Source organism: Stenotrophomonas sp. GW821-FHT09E08 (assembly GCF_059416125.1).
The window spans coordinates 1-15,626 of record NZ_JBWKOO010000019.1; the positions used below are offsets into that span (position 1 = coordinate 1).

Annotated in this window: 29 protein-coding genes; all 29 read left to right on the forward strand. The window is 62.6% G+C overall.

Annotated features, from left to right (window positions below; genetic code table 11):
* Positions 1 to 222 (forward strand): EF-Tu C-terminal domain-related protein (locus tag AC07M7_RS18845; protein WP_495208045.1); only part of this gene is annotated, 222 nt, incomplete at its 5' end.
* A 333-nt stretch (positions 223 to 555) separates the two neighbouring features.
* Complete coding sequence (gene rpsJ / locus AC07M7_RS18850; protein WP_005408208.1) at positions 556 to 867, forward strand: 30S ribosomal protein S10; 312 nt, start codon at positions 556 to 558, stop codon at positions 865 to 867.
* A gap of 11 nt (positions 868 to 878) precedes the next feature.
* Complete coding sequence (gene rplC / locus AC07M7_RS18855; protein WP_004145336.1) at positions 879 to 1,529, forward strand: 50S ribosomal protein L3; 651 nt, start codon at positions 879 to 881, stop codon at positions 1,527 to 1,529.
* A gap of 12 nt (positions 1,530 to 1,541) precedes the next feature.
* Positions 1,542 to 2,147, forward strand: coding sequence for a 50S ribosomal protein L4 (rplD, locus tag AC07M7_RS18860; RefSeq protein ID WP_004145337.1), 606 nt, complete (start codon positions 1,542 to 1,544; stop codon positions 2,145 to 2,147).
* A complete protein-coding gene (rplW, locus tag AC07M7_RS18865) occupies positions 2,144 to 2,443 on the forward strand; it encodes a 50S ribosomal protein L23 (RefSeq protein WP_004145338.1) in 300 nt (99 codons plus the stop codon). The genes rplD and rplW overlap by 4 nt, the downstream gene beginning before the upstream one ends.
* A 10-nt stretch (positions 2,444 to 2,453) precedes the next feature.
* A complete protein-coding gene (gene rplB, locus AC07M7_RS18870; protein ID WP_004145339.1) occupies positions 2,454 to 3,281 on the forward strand; it encodes a 50S ribosomal protein L2 in 828 nt (275 codons plus the stop codon).
* A gap of 6 nt (positions 3,282 to 3,287) precedes the next feature.
* A complete protein-coding gene (gene rpsS / locus AC07M7_RS18875; RefSeq protein WP_004145340.1) occupies positions 3,288 to 3,557 on the forward strand; it encodes a 30S ribosomal protein S19 in 270 nt (89 codons plus the stop codon).
* A gap of 12 nt (positions 3,558 to 3,569) precedes the next feature.
* Positions 3,570 to 3,905, forward strand: a complete 336-nt coding sequence (rplV, locus tag AC07M7_RS18880) for a 50S ribosomal protein L22 (RefSeq protein ID WP_004145348.1) — start codon at positions 3,570 to 3,572, stop codon at positions 3,903 to 3,905.
* Positions 3,906 to 3,923: 18 nt separating this feature from the next.
* Entirely contained in the window at positions 3,924 to 4,658 is a 735-nt protein-coding gene (gene rpsC / locus AC07M7_RS18885) for a 30S ribosomal protein S3 (RefSeq protein WP_004145350.1), read from the forward strand.
* 5 nt (positions 4,659 to 4,663) lie between these two features.
* Positions 4,664 to 5,077, forward strand: a complete 414-nt coding sequence (rplP, locus tag AC07M7_RS18890; RefSeq protein ID WP_004145352.1) for a 50S ribosomal protein L16 — start codon at positions 4,664 to 4,666, stop codon at positions 5,075 to 5,077.
* Positions 5,077 to 5,262, forward strand: a complete 186-nt coding sequence (rpmC, locus tag AC07M7_RS18895; RefSeq protein WP_004145353.1) for a 50S ribosomal protein L29 — start codon at positions 5,077 to 5,079, stop codon at positions 5,260 to 5,262. The genes rplP and rpmC overlap by 1 nt, the downstream gene beginning before the upstream one ends.
* Before the next feature lie 11 nt (positions 5,263 to 5,273).
* Positions 5,274 to 5,543, forward strand: coding sequence for a 30S ribosomal protein S17 (gene rpsQ / locus AC07M7_RS18900; protein WP_004145355.1), 270 nt, complete (start codon positions 5,274 to 5,276; stop codon positions 5,541 to 5,543).
* A 12-nt stretch (positions 5,544 to 5,555) separates the two neighbouring features.
* Positions 5,556 to 5,924 carry a 50S ribosomal protein L14 gene (gene rplN, locus AC07M7_RS18905; RefSeq protein ID WP_004145357.1) on the forward strand — a complete coding sequence of 123 codons (369 nt, stop codon included), beginning with the start codon at positions 5,556 to 5,558 and terminating at the stop codon, positions 5,922 to 5,924.
* A gap of 16 nt (positions 5,925 to 5,940) precedes the next feature.
* The gene (rplX, locus tag AC07M7_RS18910; protein WP_004145359.1) at positions 5,941 to 6,258 is read left to right on the forward strand and encodes a 50S ribosomal protein L24; all 318 of its coding nucleotides are present in this window, start codon (positions 5,941 to 5,943) and stop codon (positions 6,256 to 6,258) included.
* A gap of 11 nt (positions 6,259 to 6,269) precedes the next feature.
* A complete protein-coding gene (rplE, locus tag AC07M7_RS18915) occupies positions 6,270 to 6,812 on the forward strand; it encodes a 50S ribosomal protein L5 (protein WP_004145361.1) in 543 nt (180 codons plus the stop codon).
* 18 nt (positions 6,813 to 6,830) lie between these two features.
* The gene (gene rpsN, locus AC07M7_RS18920; protein ID WP_004145363.1) at positions 6,831 to 7,136 is read left to right on the forward strand and encodes a 30S ribosomal protein S14; all 306 of its coding nucleotides are present in this window, start codon (positions 6,831 to 6,833) and stop codon (positions 7,134 to 7,136) included.
* Positions 7,137 to 7,395: 259 nt separating this feature from the next.
* Complete coding sequence (gene rpsH / locus AC07M7_RS18925; RefSeq protein ID WP_004145387.1) at positions 7,396 to 7,794, forward strand: 30S ribosomal protein S8; 399 nt, start codon at positions 7,396 to 7,398, stop codon at positions 7,792 to 7,794.
* Between the two features lie 18 nt (positions 7,795 to 7,812).
* The gene (rplF, locus tag AC07M7_RS18930; RefSeq protein ID WP_004145389.1) at positions 7,813 to 8,337 is read left to right on the forward strand and encodes a 50S ribosomal protein L6; all 525 of its coding nucleotides are present in this window, start codon (positions 7,813 to 7,815) and stop codon (positions 8,335 to 8,337) included.
* An 80-nt stretch (positions 8,338 to 8,417) separates the two neighbouring features.
* The gene (gene rplR / locus AC07M7_RS18935; RefSeq protein ID WP_174238316.1) at positions 8,418 to 8,777 is read left to right on the forward strand and encodes a 50S ribosomal protein L18; all 360 of its coding nucleotides are present in this window, start codon (positions 8,418 to 8,420) and stop codon (positions 8,775 to 8,777) included.
* 161 nt (positions 8,778 to 8,938) lie between these two features.
* Entirely contained in the window at positions 8,939 to 9,481 is a 543-nt protein-coding gene (rpsE, locus tag AC07M7_RS18940; RefSeq protein ID WP_004145411.1) for a 30S ribosomal protein S5, read from the forward strand.
* Complete coding sequence (gene rpmD, locus AC07M7_RS18945) at positions 9,474 to 9,665, forward strand: 50S ribosomal protein L30 (RefSeq protein ID WP_004145412.1); 192 nt, start codon at positions 9,474 to 9,476, stop codon at positions 9,663 to 9,665. Before rpsE ends, rpmD begins: the two co-directional genes overlap by 8 nt.
* Positions 9,666 to 9,671: 6 nt before the next feature.
* A complete protein-coding gene (gene rplO / locus AC07M7_RS18950) occupies positions 9,672 to 10,115 on the forward strand; it encodes a 50S ribosomal protein L15 (protein WP_004154498.1) in 444 nt (147 codons plus the stop codon).
* Positions 10,116 to 10,122: 7 nt separating this feature from the next.
* The gene (secY, locus tag AC07M7_RS18955; protein ID WP_004145436.1) at positions 10,123 to 11,490 is read left to right on the forward strand and encodes a preprotein translocase subunit SecY; all 1,368 of its coding nucleotides are present in this window, start codon (positions 10,123 to 10,125) and stop codon (positions 11,488 to 11,490) included.
* A gap of 347 nt (positions 11,491 to 11,837) precedes the next feature.
* On the forward strand, positions 11,838 to 12,194 hold the full coding sequence (rpsM, locus tag AC07M7_RS18960; RefSeq protein WP_004145437.1) for a 30S ribosomal protein S13: 357 nt from the start codon (positions 11,838 to 11,840) through the stop codon (positions 12,192 to 12,194).
* An 11-nt stretch (positions 12,195 to 12,205) separates the two neighbouring features.
* Entirely contained in the window at positions 12,206 to 12,595 is a 390-nt protein-coding gene (gene rpsK, locus AC07M7_RS18965; RefSeq protein ID WP_004145443.1) for a 30S ribosomal protein S11, read from the forward strand.
* Between the two features lie 15 nt (positions 12,596 to 12,610).
* Positions 12,611 to 13,240, forward strand: a complete 630-nt coding sequence (rpsD, locus tag AC07M7_RS18970) for a 30S ribosomal protein S4 (RefSeq protein ID WP_004145446.1) — start codon at positions 12,611 to 12,613, stop codon at positions 13,238 to 13,240.
* Positions 13,241 to 13,295: 55 nt separating this feature from the next.
* Positions 13,296 to 14,294, forward strand: coding sequence for a DNA-directed RNA polymerase subunit alpha (locus AC07M7_RS18975; protein ID WP_004145453.1), 999 nt, complete (start codon positions 13,296 to 13,298; stop codon positions 14,292 to 14,294).
* A gap of 197 nt (positions 14,295 to 14,491) precedes the next feature.
* Positions 14,492 to 14,875, forward strand: coding sequence for a 50S ribosomal protein L17 (gene rplQ, locus AC07M7_RS18980; protein WP_004145464.1), 384 nt, complete (start codon positions 14,492 to 14,494; stop codon positions 14,873 to 14,875).
* Positions 14,876 to 15,117: 242 nt separating this feature from the next.
* The gene (locus AC07M7_RS18985) at positions 15,118 to 15,624 is read left to right on the forward strand and encodes a disulfide bond formation protein B (RefSeq protein WP_046983713.1); all 507 of its coding nucleotides are present in this window, start codon (positions 15,118 to 15,120) and stop codon (positions 15,622 to 15,624) included.
* The last annotated feature ends 2 nt before the right edge of the window (positions 15,625 to 15,626 follow it).

A 15,626-nucleotide genomic window follows, 5' to 3' on the forward strand; every position in this document is an offset into this window, starting at 1 on the left:
CCGTTCTTCAACGGCTACCGTCCGCAGTTCTACTTCCGCACCACCGACATCACCGGTGCAGCCCAGCTGCCGGAAGGCGTCGAAATGGTGATGCCGGGTGATAACGTCAAGATGGTCGTCACCCTGATCAACCCGGTGGCAATGGACGAAGGCCTGCGCTTCGCCATCCGCGAAGGCGGCCGTACCGTCGGCGCCGGCGTGGTCTCGAAGATCATCGAGTAATCTGGTAGTATCTGCGCCCCGATGTTGCCTGGGTAGGGCATCGGGGCGTATCAAAATGGGAAAGCAGGCACAGGATGTGCCTTGTGTTCCCCGGACCAGGAAGGGTCAATGCCATTCAGGCGGCGTCAACAGGAGACTGTTGACAGCTGCCTTGCGTGCCATTATGCTTCTACGTCTGGGCAGACCGGGAAACGGGTCTGCCTACGTTTTTGAGGTCCATGGATTGACCTTGTCGGCCTGCAGGAGTGCGGGCCGTCTGTATTCAGGAATTTCATGGGGCAAAGCAACCCAGAGGCTTTGTCTGTCGCTCTTTTAACGAAGGAACCTACCGCCATGGCGGACCAAAAGATCCGGATCCGGCTGAAAGCGTTCGATCATCGTCTGATCGACCGTTCGGCCAGCGAGATCGTTGAGACGGCCAAGCGGACCGGCGCGCAAGTGCGTGGCCCGATCCCGCTGCCGACCAAGATCGAGCGTTATACCGTTCTCGTCTCCCCGCACGTCGACAAGGACGCGCGTGACCAGTACGAGACCCGCACGCACAAGCGCGTGCTCGATATCGTTGACCCGAATGACAAGACCGTGGACGCGCTGATGAAGCTCGAACTGGCTGCCGGCGTCGACGTTCAGATCAAGCTGACCTGAGGACTACGACCATGACGAAGAAGTATTCGTTGGGCTTCGTGGGCCGCAAGGCTGGCATGAGCCGCGTGTTCACCGAAGATGGTCGTTCCATCCCGGTGACCCTGATCGAAGCAACCCCGAACCGCATCGCGCAGATCAAGACCGTCGAAACCGACGGCTACAGCGCCGTGCAGGTGACCGTCGGCGCGCGTCGCGCTGCCCTGGTCAACAAGCCGGAAGCCGGCCACTTCGCCAAGGCGAAGGTGGAAGCGGGCCGTGGCCTGTGGGAATTCCGCGTTGAAGACGCGCAGCTCGGCGATTTCGCCGTTGGCGGCGAAGTCAAGGCGGACATCTTCGAAGTCGGCCAGATCGTCGACGTCCAGGGTGTCACCAAGGGTAAGGGTTTCCAGGGCACCATCAAGCGCCACAACTTCCGTATGGGCGATGCAACCCACGGTAACTCGCTGTCGCATCGCGCGCCGGGTTCGCTGGGTCAGCGCCAGACCCCGGGTCGCGTTTTCCCGGGCAAGAAGATGTCGGGCCACATGGGCGCGGTGCAGCAGAGCACCCAGAACTTGGAAGTGGTCAAGGTCGACGTGGAGCGCGGTCTGATCGCGGTTCGCGGCGCCGTTCCGGGCGCGGCGGGTGGCGATGTGATCGTCCGTCCGGCGAGCAAGGCATAAGGAGAGATGACGATGGAACTCGTTATCACGGGTAGCAACAACAAGGTCTCGGTCTCTGACGCCGTGTTCGGTCGCGATTTCAGCGAAGATCTGGTCCACCAGGTCGTCGTTGCTTACCGCAACGCCGGTCGCGCCGGCACCAAGGCGCAGAAGACTCGCTCCGAAGTGGCAGGTACCACCAAGAAGTCGAAGAAGCAGAAGGGCGGCGGCGCGCGTCATGGCGCACTGACGGCTCCGATCTTCGTCGGCGGCGGTGTCACCTTCGCGGCAAAGCCGCGCAGCTTCGAGCAGAAGGTCAATCGTAAGCAGTACCGTGCCGCCATGTGCGCGATCCTGTCCGAGCTGAACCGTCAAGGCCGTCTGACCATCGTGGAGTCCTTCGATGTCGAAGTGACCAACACGAAGGGTCTGATCGCCAAGCTGGCCGGCCTGGAAGTGGGCAAGCGCCCGCTGATCGTCACTGAAGAAGCCTCCGAGCACCTGTACCTGTCCGCCCGCAATCTGCCGTACGTGCAGGTGCGTGACGTCCAGGGCCTGGATCCGGTGTCGCTGGTCGGTGCCGACACGGTCGTCATCACCGCTGACGCGGTCAAGAAGGTCGAGGAGTGGCTGGCATGAACAGCAACGAAAAAATCTTCAGCGTGCTGCGTGCCCCGCGTGTCTCCGAAAAGACCGCGCGCCTGCAGGAACTCTCCAACCAGTATGTCTTCGAAGTTTCGAACGAAGCCACCAAGGCCGATGTAAAGGCCGCGGTTGAGCAGCTGTTCGACGTCAAGGTCGAAGCAGTCAACGTGGTCAACGTCAAGGGCAAGAACAAGTCCTTCCGTAACCGTGCTGGCCGCCGCGGCGATTGGCGCAAGGCGTACGTTCGCCTGGCCGACGGCCAGTCGATCGATGTAACGGCCAAGGCCTGAGGTACATCCCATGCCATTGATGAAATTCAAGCCCACTTCCCCCGGCCGCCGTTCGGCCGTGCGCGTGGTCACTCCCGACCTGCACAAGGGTGCTCCGCACGCCGCGCTGGTCGAGTCGCAGAGCCGCTCGGGTGGTCGTAACCACCATGGCCGCATCACCGTGCGTCACGTCGGTGGTGGTGCCAAGCAGCACTACCGCATCATCGACTTCAAGCGCAACAAGCTGGGCATCCCGGCGCGTGTGGAACGCATCGAATACGATCCGAACCGCACCGCCCACATCGCCCTGCTGTGCTACGTCGACGGCGAGCGTCGCTACATCATCGCCCCGAAGGGTCTGAAGGCGGGTGATCAGGTGATCGCCGGTTCGGACGCCCCGATCAAGGCGGGCAACACCCTGCCGCTGCGCAACATCCCGGTTGGTACCACCATCCACTGCATCGAACTGAAGCCCGGCAAGGGCGCTCAGATCGCTCGCGCCGCTGGTGCGGCCGTGCAGCTGGTGGCTCGTGAAGGCATCTACGCCACCCTGCGCCTGCGCTCGGGTGAAATGCGCAAGGTTCCTGTCGAGTGCTGCGCAACCATCGGCGAAGTCGGCAACGACGAGCACAGCCTGGAAAAGCTGGGCAAGGCCGGTGCCAAGCGCTGGCGCGGCGTCCGCCCGACCGTTCGTGGTGCAGCCATGAACCCGGTTGACCACCCGCACGGTGGTGGTGAGGCGAAGGCCGGCCAGGGTAACCCGCATCCGGTCACCCCGTGGGGTGTCCCGACCAAGGGTTACAAGACGCGCCATAACAAGCGCACTCAGCAGTTCATCGTCCGCGATCGTAGGGGCTAATCGACCATGGCACGTTCACTCAAGAAGGGCCCGTTTGTCGATCACCACCTGGTTGCTAAGGTGGCTGCCGCTGCGGGTAGCAAGCGTCCGATCAAGACCTGGTCGCGTCGTTCGATGATCCTGCCTGACATGGTAGGCGTCACCATTGCCGTGCATAACGGCAAGAACCACATCCCGGTTCTCGTCAACGAGAACATGGTCGGCCACAAGCTCGGCGAATTTGCCATCACCCGGACCTTCAAGGGTCACGGTGGTGACAAGAAGTCGGGCAAGTAAGGAGAGATGACAATGGAAGCGAAAGCCATCCTGCGCACTGCGCGCATCTCCCCGCAGAAGGCTCGTCTGGTCGCTGACCAGGTGCGCGGTCTGCCGGCCGAGCGTGCGGTCAACCTGCTGAAGTTCTCGGACAAGAAGGCTGCCCACCTGATCAAGAAGGTGGTGGAGTCGGCTATTGCAAATGCCGAGAACAACCAGGGCGCCGACGTCGACGAGCTGAAGGTTCAGACCATCATGGTTGATGAAGGTCCGACCCTGAAGCGTTTCATGGCGCGGGCGAAAGGCCGCGGTACCCGCATCCTCAAGCGCACCAGCCACATCACTGTGGTTGTGGGCGCCGCCAAGTAAGCGGATAAGGAAAAGACCATGGGTCATAAAGTTCATCCGATTGGTATCCGCCTCGGCATTTCCAAGGACTGGAACTCCAAGTGGTACGCCAACAAGGCCGAGTTCGCTGGTTACCTGGCAGCCGACCTGAAAGTTCGCGAAATGCTGCGCAAGAAGCTGGCTCAGGCCGGCATCAGCAAGATCCTGATCGAGCGTCCGGCCAAGACCGCTCGCGTGACGATCCACACCGCCCGTCCGGGCGTGGTGATCGGCAAGCGCGGTGAGGACATCGAGAAGCTGCGCAAGGAAGTGAGCGAGATGATGGGCGTCCCGGCGCACATCAACGTCACCGAAGTGCGCAAGCCGGAGCTGGACGCACAGCTGGTTGCCGAATCGATCGCGCAGCAGCTGGAGCGTCGCATCATGTTCCGCCGCGCCATGAAGCGCTCGGTGGGCAACGCGATGCGCCTGGGTGCCCTGGGCATCAAGGTCAACGTTGGTGGCCGCCTCAACGGTGCAGAAATCGCCCGTTCGGAGTGGTACCGCGAAGGCCGCGTGCCGCTGCACACCCTGCGTGCCGACATCGACTATGGCTTCGCTGAAGCCAAGACGACCTACGGCATCATCGGCATCAAGGTCTGGATCTACAAGGGCGAAGTCTTCGATTTCTCCCAGGTTGGCCAGGAAAAGCAGGACGACACCCCGTCGCGCAACGATCGTCACGATCGCGGCGACCGTGGTGACCGTCAGCGCCCGGCCCGTGAAGCGAGGTAACGACAATGTTGCAACCCAAGCGAACCAAGTACCGCAAGGTACACAAGGGCCGTAACGAAGGCCTGAGCTGGAGCGCCAACGCTGTCAGCTTCGGCGAATACGGCCTGAAGGCAACCGCCCACGGTCAGCTGACCGCGCGTCAGATCGAAGCGGCCCGCCGCTCGATCAGCCGCTACGTGAAGCGCGGCGGCAAGATGTGGATCCGCGTGTTCCCCGACAAGCCCATCACCAAGAAGCCCATCGAAGTTCGAATGGGTTCGGGTAAGGGCAACGTGGAATACTGGGTGGCCCAGATCCAGCCCGGCCGCATGATCTATGAAATCGAGGGTGTTACCGAAGACGTGGCACGCGAGGCATTCCGCCTGGCCGCCGCCAAGCTCTCGGTCACCACCACTTTCGTGACCCGGACGGTGCGCTGATGGAACTCAAAACTCTCCGTGAAAAGTCGGCTGACGAACTCAAGGCCCACCTGATCGACCTGCGTAAGGAACAGTTCTCTGTCCGTATGCAGCAGGTCACCGGCCAGCTGCCGAAGACACACGACATCCGCCGGGTCCGTCGCGAGATTGCTCGCGTCAAGACCCTGCTCGGCAGCACGAAGTAAGGATGGCCGCTATGAGCGACAATACTGAAAACAAGGCGCTGCGCACGGTCGAAGGCCGTGTCGTCAGCAACAAGATGGACAAGACGGTTACCGTCCTGGTTGAGCGTCAGGTCAAGCACGCGCTGTACGGCAAGTACATCAAGCGCTCGACCAAGCTGCACGCCCACGATGCCGACAACGCCTGCAAGGAAGGCGATGTCGTCCGCGTGACCGAGATTGCTCCGATGTCCAAGACCAAGAACTGGCGCGTGGTGGAAGTCATCACGCGTGCGGCTGAATAAGGAGTCTGAATCATGATCCAGATGCAGAGCTACCTTGACGTCGCGGACAATTCGGGTGCCAAGCAGGTGATGTGCTTCAAGGTGCTGGGTGGTTCCAAGCGCCGTTACGCCGGTATCGGCGACATCATCAAGGTCACCGTGAAGGATGCAATTCCGCGCGGCAAGGTCAAGAAGGGTGAAGTGTATGACGCCGTCGTGGTGCGTACCCGCAAGGGTGTGCGTCGCGCCGATGGCTCGCTGATCCGCTTCGACGGCAACGCTGCCGTTCTGCTGAACAGCAAGCAGGAGCCGATCGGTACCCGTATCTTCGGGCCGGTGACGCGTGAACTTCGTTCGGAGAAGTTCATGAAGATCGTCTCGCTCGCTCCCGAAGTGCTGTGAGCGACAGGAGATAATCATGGCTAACCGTATCAAGAAGGGCGACCAGGTTGTCGTCAACGCCGGCAAGGACAAGGGCAAGCAGGGCGAAATCGTCCGCGTCGACGGCGACCGTGTGGTCGTCGCCAACGTGAACATCGTCAAGCGCCACACCAAGCCGAACCCGCAGGCAGGTGTTGCCGGCGGCGTGGTCGAGCGTGAAGCGTCGATCCATATCTCCAACGTGAATGTGCTGAACCCGGCTTCGGGCAAGGGCGAACGCGTTGGCTTCAAGGTGCTGGAGGATGGACGCAAACTGCGTGTGTTCCGCTCCAGCGGTGAGGCGCTCGACGCCTGAGGAATGTGAAGATGACTTCCCGTCTCGAAAAGTTTTACAAGGAAGAAGTGGTGCCGGCGCTGATGAAGCAGTTCGGCTACACCAATCCGATGGAAGTGCCGAAGCTGGTCAAGGTCACCCTGAACATGGGTGTCGGCGAAGCGGCCACCAACAAGAAGATCCTGGAAAACGCCGTCGGCGACATGACCAAGATTTCCGGCCAGAAGCCGGTTGTCACCAAGTCGCGTATCTCGGTTGCGTCGTTCAAGATCCGTGATGGTTGGCCGATCGGCTGCAAGACCACGCTGCGTCGCCACAAGATGTACGAGTTCCTGGACCGCCTGATCAACATCTCGCTGCCGCGCGTGCGCGACTTCCGTGGTGTTTCCGGTCGTTCCTTCGACGGTCGCGGCAACTTCAACATGGGTGTGAAGGAACAGATCATCTTCCCGGAAATCGACTTCGACGCTGTCGACGCGATCCGCGGCATGGATATCGCCATCACTACCACTGCGAAGACCGACGCGGAAGCGAAGGCGCTGCTGGCAGCGTTCAAGTTCCCGTTCCGTAACTGATCCGTCGAGGAAACCGAAATGGCAAAGACCTCCATGGTCAACCGCGACATCAAGCGGAAGAAGCTGGCTGAAAAGTACGCTGTCAAGCGTGCGGCTCTGAAGAAGATCGTGTCCTCGCAGGACGCGACCTACGAAGAGAAGATCGAGGCCGCCACCAAGCTGTCGAAGCTGCCGCGCGATTCGTCGCCGAGCCGCCACCGCAGCCGTTGCGAACTGTCTGGCCGCCCGCGTGGCGTGTACAGCAAGTTCGGCCTGGGTCGCAACAAGCTGCGCGAAGCCACCATGCGTGGCGACGTTCCGGGCCTGCGCAAGGCCAGCTGGTAATCCCAGCCGGTCCTGCGATCAGGGGCCCCCTCGGGGGCTCCTGAACCGGGAGGGCAGGGCGTTCAGCTTTCCCTCTGCGAAAAAACCCGAAGAGCCCGACGCAAGTCGGGCTCTTTTGGCGTATACTCCCGCGTCTTACCCTGCGCAAACGGGGATGTAGGGGTGGGCTTCCGGCCCACTGCATGAAGGGACCTGGCCCGTTTCCAGGAGACAACAGATTTTCGCGAAAGCGGATATCGGTGCACTCAAAGGTACTCATATGAGCATGACTGATCCCATCGCCGACCTGCTGGTCCGCATCAAGAATGCGGCCGCGGTTGGCAAGCAGACGGTGAAAGCCCCGTCGTCCAAGATCAAGGTTGCGATCGCCCAGGTCCTGAAGGACGAGGGTTACATCACCGACCTGCGCGTGACCGCGCTCGAGAACAACAAGTCCGAGCTGGAAATCGTGCTGAAGTATTTCGAAGGCAAGCCGGTCATCGCGACCCTGAAGCGCTTCTCGCGTTCGGGCCTGCGCCAGTACCGCGGCAAGAGCGAGCTGCCGAAGGTCATGAACGGCCTGGGTATCTCCATCATTTCCACCTCCAAGGGCATCATGACTGATGCGCAGGCGCGCCAGCTGGGCGTCGGCGGCGAAGTCCTGTGCTTCGTGGCCTAAGGCGAAAGGAGTAGAACTATGTCCCGCGTAGCCAAGAAGCCGATCGACCTGGGTAAGGTTGAACTGAACGTCCAGAACGACAACGTCACCGCCAAGGGCCCGAAGGGCACCCTGTCGCTGGCCAAGCCGGCTGGTATTGCCATCAACGTCGAGAACGGCGTTGCCACCCTGAGCACCGAAAGCGTCGATCTGATCCCGCTGACCGGTACCGTCCGCGCCATCCTGTCCAACATGGTCAAGGGTGTTTCCGAAGGCTTCGAGCGCAAGCTGGAGCTGGTCGGCGTGGGTTACCGTGCCGCCATGCAGGGCAAGGACCTCAGCCTGTCGCTGGGCTTCTCGCACCCGATCGTGTTCGTGGCGCCGGAAGGCATCACCATCACCACCCCGACCCAGACCGAAATCCTGGTGCAGGGCGCTGACAAGCAGGTCGTCGGTGAAGTCGCCGCCAAGATCCGTGCGTTCCGCAAGCCGGAACCGTACAAGGGCAAGGGCGTGAAGTACTCCGACGAAGTCATCATCCGTAAGGAAGCCAAGAAGGCGTAAGTGCGAGTCCCTCGCAAGAGCCCGCACATCCCTGTGCGGACTCCTCAGGGAAAAGCCCATCCTTCAGCTTTCAAGGAATAATCAAAATGAACAAGAACATCGCCCGCCTGCGTCGCGCCAAGTCGACCCGCGCCCACATCCGTGAGCTCGGTGTCGCCCGCCTGTCGGTGCTGCGCACCGGTCAGCACCTGTACGCCCAGGTCTTCACCGCCGACGGCTCCAAGGTGCTGGCTGCTGCCAACACCACCCAGGCCGACATCAAGGACGGCCTGAAGAACGGCAAGAACGCTGATGCTGCTGCCAAGGTTGGCCGTATCGTTGCCGAGCGCGCCAAGGCCGCCGGCGTCGAGAAGGTTGCCTTCGATCGTTCGGGCTACCGCTACCACGGCCGCATCAAGGCCCTGGCAGAAGCCGCCCGCGAAGCCGGCCTGCAGTTCTAAGGGACAAGGGCAGGGGACCTCTGGTCTCCTGCCCGCCTGCTCGCCAGCCTGAGTGAGGCTGGACGGCGCCGCTCTTCTGCAGCGGCCCACCGGGTCAACGCGTCACTCCACAACCATAAGCGGCCTCGAGCCGTACATACCCAAACAACCAAGGAATCAAGATGGCAGAAGAACGTCAGCAGCGGGGTCGCGATCGCGACCGTAACCGCGAAGAGAAAGTCGACGACGGCATGATCGAAAAGCTGGTCGCGGTCAACCGCGTCAGCAAGACCGTCAAGGGTGGCCGCCAGTTCACCTTCACCGCCCTGACTGTTGTCGGCGACGGCGAAGGCAAGGTCGGTTTCGGTTATGGCAAGGCCCGCGAAGTGCCGGTCGCCATCCAGAAGTCGATGGAACAGGCTCGCAAGAACCTGGTCAGCGTTGACCTGAACAACGGCACCCTGTGGCACACCATCAAGGATGGTCACGGCGCAGCCCGCGTGTTCATGCAGCCGGCTTCCGAAGGTACCGGCGTCATCGCCGGCGGTGCCATGCGCGCCGTGCTGGAAGCGGTTGGCGTGAAGAACGTGCTGGCCAAGGCCACCGGTTCGCGCAACCCGATCAACCTGGTGCGTGCCACCGTGAAGGGCCTGTCTGCTGCGCAGTCGCCGGCTCGCATCGCGGCCAAGCGCGGCAAGAAGGTGGAGGAACTCAACCATGGCTAATGAGTCCAACAAGACTGTGAAGGTGCGTCTGGTGCGTGGCCTGCGTGGTGCTCAGTCGCGTCACCGCCTGTCGGTGCGTGCTCTGGGCCTGAACAAGCTGAACGATGTGCGTGAACTGAAGGACAGCCCGCAGGTTCGCGGCCTGATCAACACCGTTCACTACCTCGTCAAGGTTGAGGAGTAATCGATCATGACTCTGCGTCTCAATGAACTGAGCCCGGCACCGGGCGCCCGCACCGAGCGCACCCGCGTCGGTCGCGGTATCGGCTCGGGCCTGGGCAAGACTGCCGGCCGCGGCCACAAGGGTTCGTTCGCCCGTAAGGGTGGCGGCAAGATCAAGGCTGGCTTCGAAGGCGGCCAGACCCCCATGCAGCGTCGTCTGCCGAAGATCGGCTTCCGTTCGCCGATCGCCAAGGACACCGCTGAAGTGCTGCTGTACGCGCTGGACAAGCTGCCGGCCGGTGAGATCGACTTCGCCGCCCTGCGTGCTGCCAAGCTGGTCCCGAGCACTGCAAAGAAGGCCAAGGTCGTCGTCAAGGGCGAAGTGACCAAGGCGTTCACCCTGAAGGGTATCGCTGCCACGGCTGGTGCCAAGGCCGCGATCGAAGCTGCCGGCGGCAGCGTAACGGAGTAAGAAAATCATGGCGCAAGCTGGCATCGGTAACCTCGCGGGCGGAATGGGCAAGTTCACTGAACTTCGCCAACGTTTGCTGTTCGTCGTCGGGGCTTTGATCGTCTATCGCATCGGCTGCTATGTGCCGGTGCCGGGGGTCAATCCCGATGCCATGCTTGCCATGATGCAACAGCAGGGCGGCGGCATCGTGGACATGTTCAACATGTTCTCGGGCGGCGCCCTGCACCGTTTCAGCATCTTCGCGCTGAACGTGATGCCGTACATCTCGGCATCGATCGTGATGCAGTTGGCCGTGCACATCTTCCCCGCCCTGAAGGCGATGCAGAAGGAAGGTGAGTCCGGTCGCCGCAAGATCACCCAGTATTCGCGCATCGGCGCCGTGCTGCTGGCAGTGGTGCAGGGCGGTTCGATCGCGCTGGCCCTGCAGGGCCAGGTCTCGCCGTCGGGCGCTCCGGTCGTGTACGCACCAGGCATGGGCTTCGTGCTCACCGCCGTGGTCGCGCTGACCGCCGGCACCATGTTCCTGATGTGGGTCGGTGAGCAGGTCACCGAGCGCGGCATCGGCAACGGCGTGTCGCTGATCATCTTCGCCGGTATCGTGGCCGGCCTGCCGGGTGCGGTCATCCACACCTTCGACGCCTACCGCGACGGCAACATCCAGTTCATCCAGCTGCTGCTGATCGCCATCGTCGTGCTCGCCTTCACCTTCTTCGTGGTGTTCGTCGAGCGTGGCCAGCGCCGGATCACGGTGAACTACGCGCGCCGCCAGGGCGGTCGCAACGCGTACATGAACCAGACCTCGTTCCTGCCGCTGAAGCTCAACATGGCCGGCGTCATCCCGGCGATCTTCGCCTCGAGCCTGCTGGCCTTCCCGGCCACCCTGGCGATGTGGTCCGGCCAGGCTGCGAACCAGAGCAGCACCGGCCAGATCCTGCAGAAGGTGGCCAACGCCCTCGGTCCGGGCGAGCCGCTGCACATGATCGTGTTCGCCGCTCTGATCACCGGTTTCGCGTTCTTCTACACCGCGCTGGTGTTCAACTCGCAGGAAACCGCCGACAACCTGAAGAAGTCGGGTGCGCTGATTCCGGGCATCCGTCCGGGCAAGGCCACTGCTGATTACATCGATGGCGTGCTGACCCGCCTGACCGCGGCCGGCTCGGCTTACCTGGTGATCGTCTGCCTGCTGCCGGAACTGATGCGCACGCAGCTGAACGCCTCGTTCTACTTCGGCGGCACGTCGCTGCTGATCGTGGTGGTGGTGGTGATGGACTTCATTGCCCAGGTGCAGGCGCACCTGATGTCGCACCAGTACGAGAGCCTGTTGAAGAAGGCCAACCTGAAGGGCGGCAACCGCGGCGGTTTTGCCCGCGGCTGATTGGCCTGTTATACTTTCGTCTTCCTGACGTGATGGTCCCTCCGCTTCGCGGACTCCGGCCACACAAACGAAGGGCGGCCCCCGCAGCGGTTCCGGGTGGGGGTGTGATGAGGTGGTCTCGCGCTGGAGTAGCGCGGGCGACCCCGGGGGAAACCCCAGGATCAACCGCATCCGGCGCCGGAGCCTGGGCACACTCCCCAGGCCGGGTTCATGAAACCAATGGTTTCACGGGCTTCCATGTAAACCGGAACCTTGTTAGTATCGCTAGTTCACTTTTTTGATCCATCCTGCCGGATTGGCGTGCCCGAGGCGCGCTGTCGGCCATCACTCAGCTGGAGAACCGCGTCATGGCGCGTATTGCAGGCGTCAACCTGCCAGCCCAGAAGCACGTCTGGGTCGGGTTGCAAAGCATTTACGGCATCGGCCGTACCCGTTCGAAGAAGGTCTGCGAAGTCGCAGGCGTTGCTTCGACCACCAAGATCCGCGATCTGTCGGAGCCGGAAATCGAGCGCCTGCGCGCCGAAGTCGGCAAGTACATCGTGGAAGGCGATCTGCGCCGTGAAATCGGCATCGCGATCAAGCGCCTGATGGACCTGGGCTGCTACCGCGGCCTGCGTCACCGTCGCGGCCTGCCGCTGCGTGGCCAGCGCACCCGTACCAACGCCCGCACCCGCAAGGGCCCGCGCAAGGCGATCAGGAAGTAAGGGACCTATAAATGGCTAAGCCCGCTGCTAAAACCAAGAAGAAGATCAAGCGCGTCGTCACCGACGGCGTCGCCCACGTCCACGCTTCGTTCAACAACACCATCGTGACCATCACCGACCGCCAGGGCAATGCTCTGTCGTGGGCGACCTCCGGTGGCGCTGGCTTCCGCGGTTCGCGCAAGTCGACCCCGTTCGCTGCCCAGGTGGCTGCCGAAAAGGCCGGTCGTGCTGCGCTGGACTACGGCGTGAAGTCGCTGGAAGTCCGCATCAAGGGTCCGGGTCCGGGCCGTGAGTCGGCCGTGCGTTCGTTGAACAACGTCGGCTACAAGATCACCAACATCATCGACGTGACGCCCATCCCGCACAACGGGTGCCGTCCGCCGAAGAAGCGTCGCGTCTAAAGGGAGCGATAAGAAATGGCTCGTTATATCGGTCCTACCTGTAAGCTCGCCCGTCGCGAAGGCGCCGACCTGTCCCTGAAGAGCCCGGCGCGTGCGCTGGACTCCAAGTGCAAGCTGGAGCAGAAGCCCGGCCAGCACGGCGCCACTGCCCGCAAGGGCAAGCTGTCCGACTACGCCACCCAGCTGCGTGAAAAGCAGAAGGTCAAGCGTATCTACGGCCTGCTGGAGCGTCAGTTCCGCAACTACTACAAGAAGGCCTCGACCAAGAAGGGCAACACCGGCGAGAACCTCCTGCAGCTGCTGGAAACCCGCCTGGACAACGTCGTCTACCGCATGGGCTTCGCCGTGACCCGTCCGGCTGCCCGTCAGCTGGTGTCGCACCGCGGCGTCACCGTGAATGGCAAGTCGGTCAACCTGGCTTCGTACCAGGTCAAGGCTGGCGACGCCATCGCCCTGTCTGAAAAGGCTGCCAAGCAGCTGCGCGTCCAGGAAGCCCTGACCGTCGCCGCCCAGCATGACCTGAGCCCGTCGTGGGTTGAAGTGGATTCCGGTAAGTTCACCGGCATCTTCAAGGCTGTTCCGGATCGTTCGGATCTGCCCGCGGACATCAACGAAGCGCTGATCGTCGAGCTGTATTCGAAGTAATTCACATTGGAGAGCCCCCGGCGACGGCCGGGGGTTCACTAGGAGAACCCGCAACATGACGGTTACCGCCAACCAGGTTCTGCGTCCTCGCGGTCCGCAGATCGAACGCCTTACCGACACCCGTGCAAAGGTCGTTATCGAACCTTTGGAGCGGGGTTACGGGCATACGCTGGGTAATGCCCTGCGTCGCGTGCTGCTGTCGTCCATCCCGGGCTTCGCCATCACGGAAGTCGAAATCGACGGCGTGTTGCATGAGTACACCACGGTCGAGGGTCTGCAGGAGGACGTGCTCGAAGTCCTGCTGAACCTGAAGGACGTGGCCATCCGTATGCACTCCGGCGACAGCGCCACCCTGTCCCTGTCCAAGCAGGGCCCGGGCGTTGTCACCGCTGCCGATATCAAGGTCGACCACAATGTGGAGATCCTGAACGGCGACCATGTCATCTGCCACCTGACCAAGGACACGGCAGTCAACATGCGTCTGAAGATCGAACGTGGTTTCGGCTACCAGCCGGCTGCCGCGCGTCGTCGTCCGGACGAAGAAACCCGTGCCATCGGCCGTCTGGTCCTGGATGCCTCGTTCTCGCCGGTTCGCCGCGTCGCCTATGCCGTGGAAGCGGCCCGCGTCGAGCAGCGTACCGACCTGGACAAGCTGGTCATCGATATCGAGACCAACGGCACCATCGATGCCGAGGAAGCCGTGCGCACCGCCGCCGACATCCTCAGCGACCAGCTGTCGGTGTTCGGTGACTTCACCCACCGCGACCGCGGTGCGGCGAAGCCGGCCAACAACGGCGTGGATCCGGTGCTGCTGCGCCCGATCGACGATCTGGAGCTGACCGTGCGTTCGGCCAACTGCCTGAAGGCCGAAAGCATCTACTACATCGGCGATCTGATCCAGAAGACCGAAGTGGAGCTGCTGAAGACCCCGAACCTGGGCAAGAAGTCGCTCACCGAAATCAAGGAAGTGCTGGCCCAGCGTGGCCTGTCACTCGGCATGAAGCTGGAGAACTGGCCGCCGGCCGGCGTCGCCAGCCACGGCATGCTGGGCTGATAACGCCTTTCTGCAAGACCGCATGGCCCCGTCGGCAACGGCGGGGCCATTGCACCCAGGCAACACCGCCACGACGAACGAAGGTTCGCGGGCAGGTCGTCCAGGATGGATGGCCAGGACCAACCGCAGTCCGCGCAGCAACGCCATGAAGGCGACAACGATCCGCACAGCCACATCATTAACCAAGGAATATCACCATGCGTCACCAGAAGTCTGGCCGTAAGTTCAGCCGTACCAGCGCCCACCGCGAAGCGATGTTCAAGAACATGGCCGCCTCGCTGTTCAAGCACGAGCTGATCAAGACCACCCTGCCGAAGGCCAAGGAACTGCGCCGCGTTGCCGAGCCGCTGATCACCCTGGCCAAGGTCGACTCCGTCGCCAACCGCCGTCTGGCCTTCGCCCGTCTGCGCGACAACGAAGCCGTGGGCAACCTGTTCACCATCCTGGGCCCGCGCTACGCGAATCGTCCGGGCGGCTACCTGCGCCTGCTGAAGTGCGGCTTCCGCGCCGGCGACAACGCGCCGATGGCCTACGTCGAGCTGGTTGACCGTCCGGTCGTGGCCGAGGCAGTGGCCGAGTAATCGGACCGCTCCAACGCGACACAGCGAAAGCCCGGCCTCTGCCGGGCTTTTGCGTTTCCAGGGGGCGGATCCCTTTCCGCAGGAAAGGGCTCTGACCCCATGCCCGTAGCACAGCGGGTCCGGGCCCTTTGCGTTCGCAAAGAGCGTCTGACCCATACCGTTCCGACAGGCGTCACCTGCAGCGGTTCGAATGGCGCGCACTCTCGGTTACGCTTGGCGCCTGATCCGTTTGAGCGTTGACGATGAATCCATTGCGCTGGCCCTTCCGCGCCCAGTTCTTCCTGGGCTTCCTGATCTGCGCGGGCCTGCTTGGCTACGCGATCTTCCTGCAGCTGAAGATGGGGCTGGAGCCGTGTCCGCTGTGCATCTTCCAACGCCTGGCGTTCGCCGCACTCGGCCTGCTGTTCCTGATCGGTGCACTGCACGGGCCGTCCAACCGCGCTGGCCGCGCGACCTATGGCGTGCTGGCTTTCATTGCCGCGGCGGTGGGCGTCGGCATCGCTGCCCGCCACGTCTACGTGCAGATGCTGCCGCCGGAAATGGGCGCCACCTGTGGCCCGCCGCTGAGCTTTCTGAGCGAGACCATGGGGCCGCTGGAAGTGTTCCGCACGGTGCTGACCGGTACCGGCAACTGCGGCAACATCGACTGGACCTTCCTGGGCCTGACCATGCCGATGTGGTCGGGCGTGTGGTTCGTGCTGCTGGCGCTGTGGGCACTGGTGGTGTCGCTGCGCAAGGTCAAGCGCTGAAA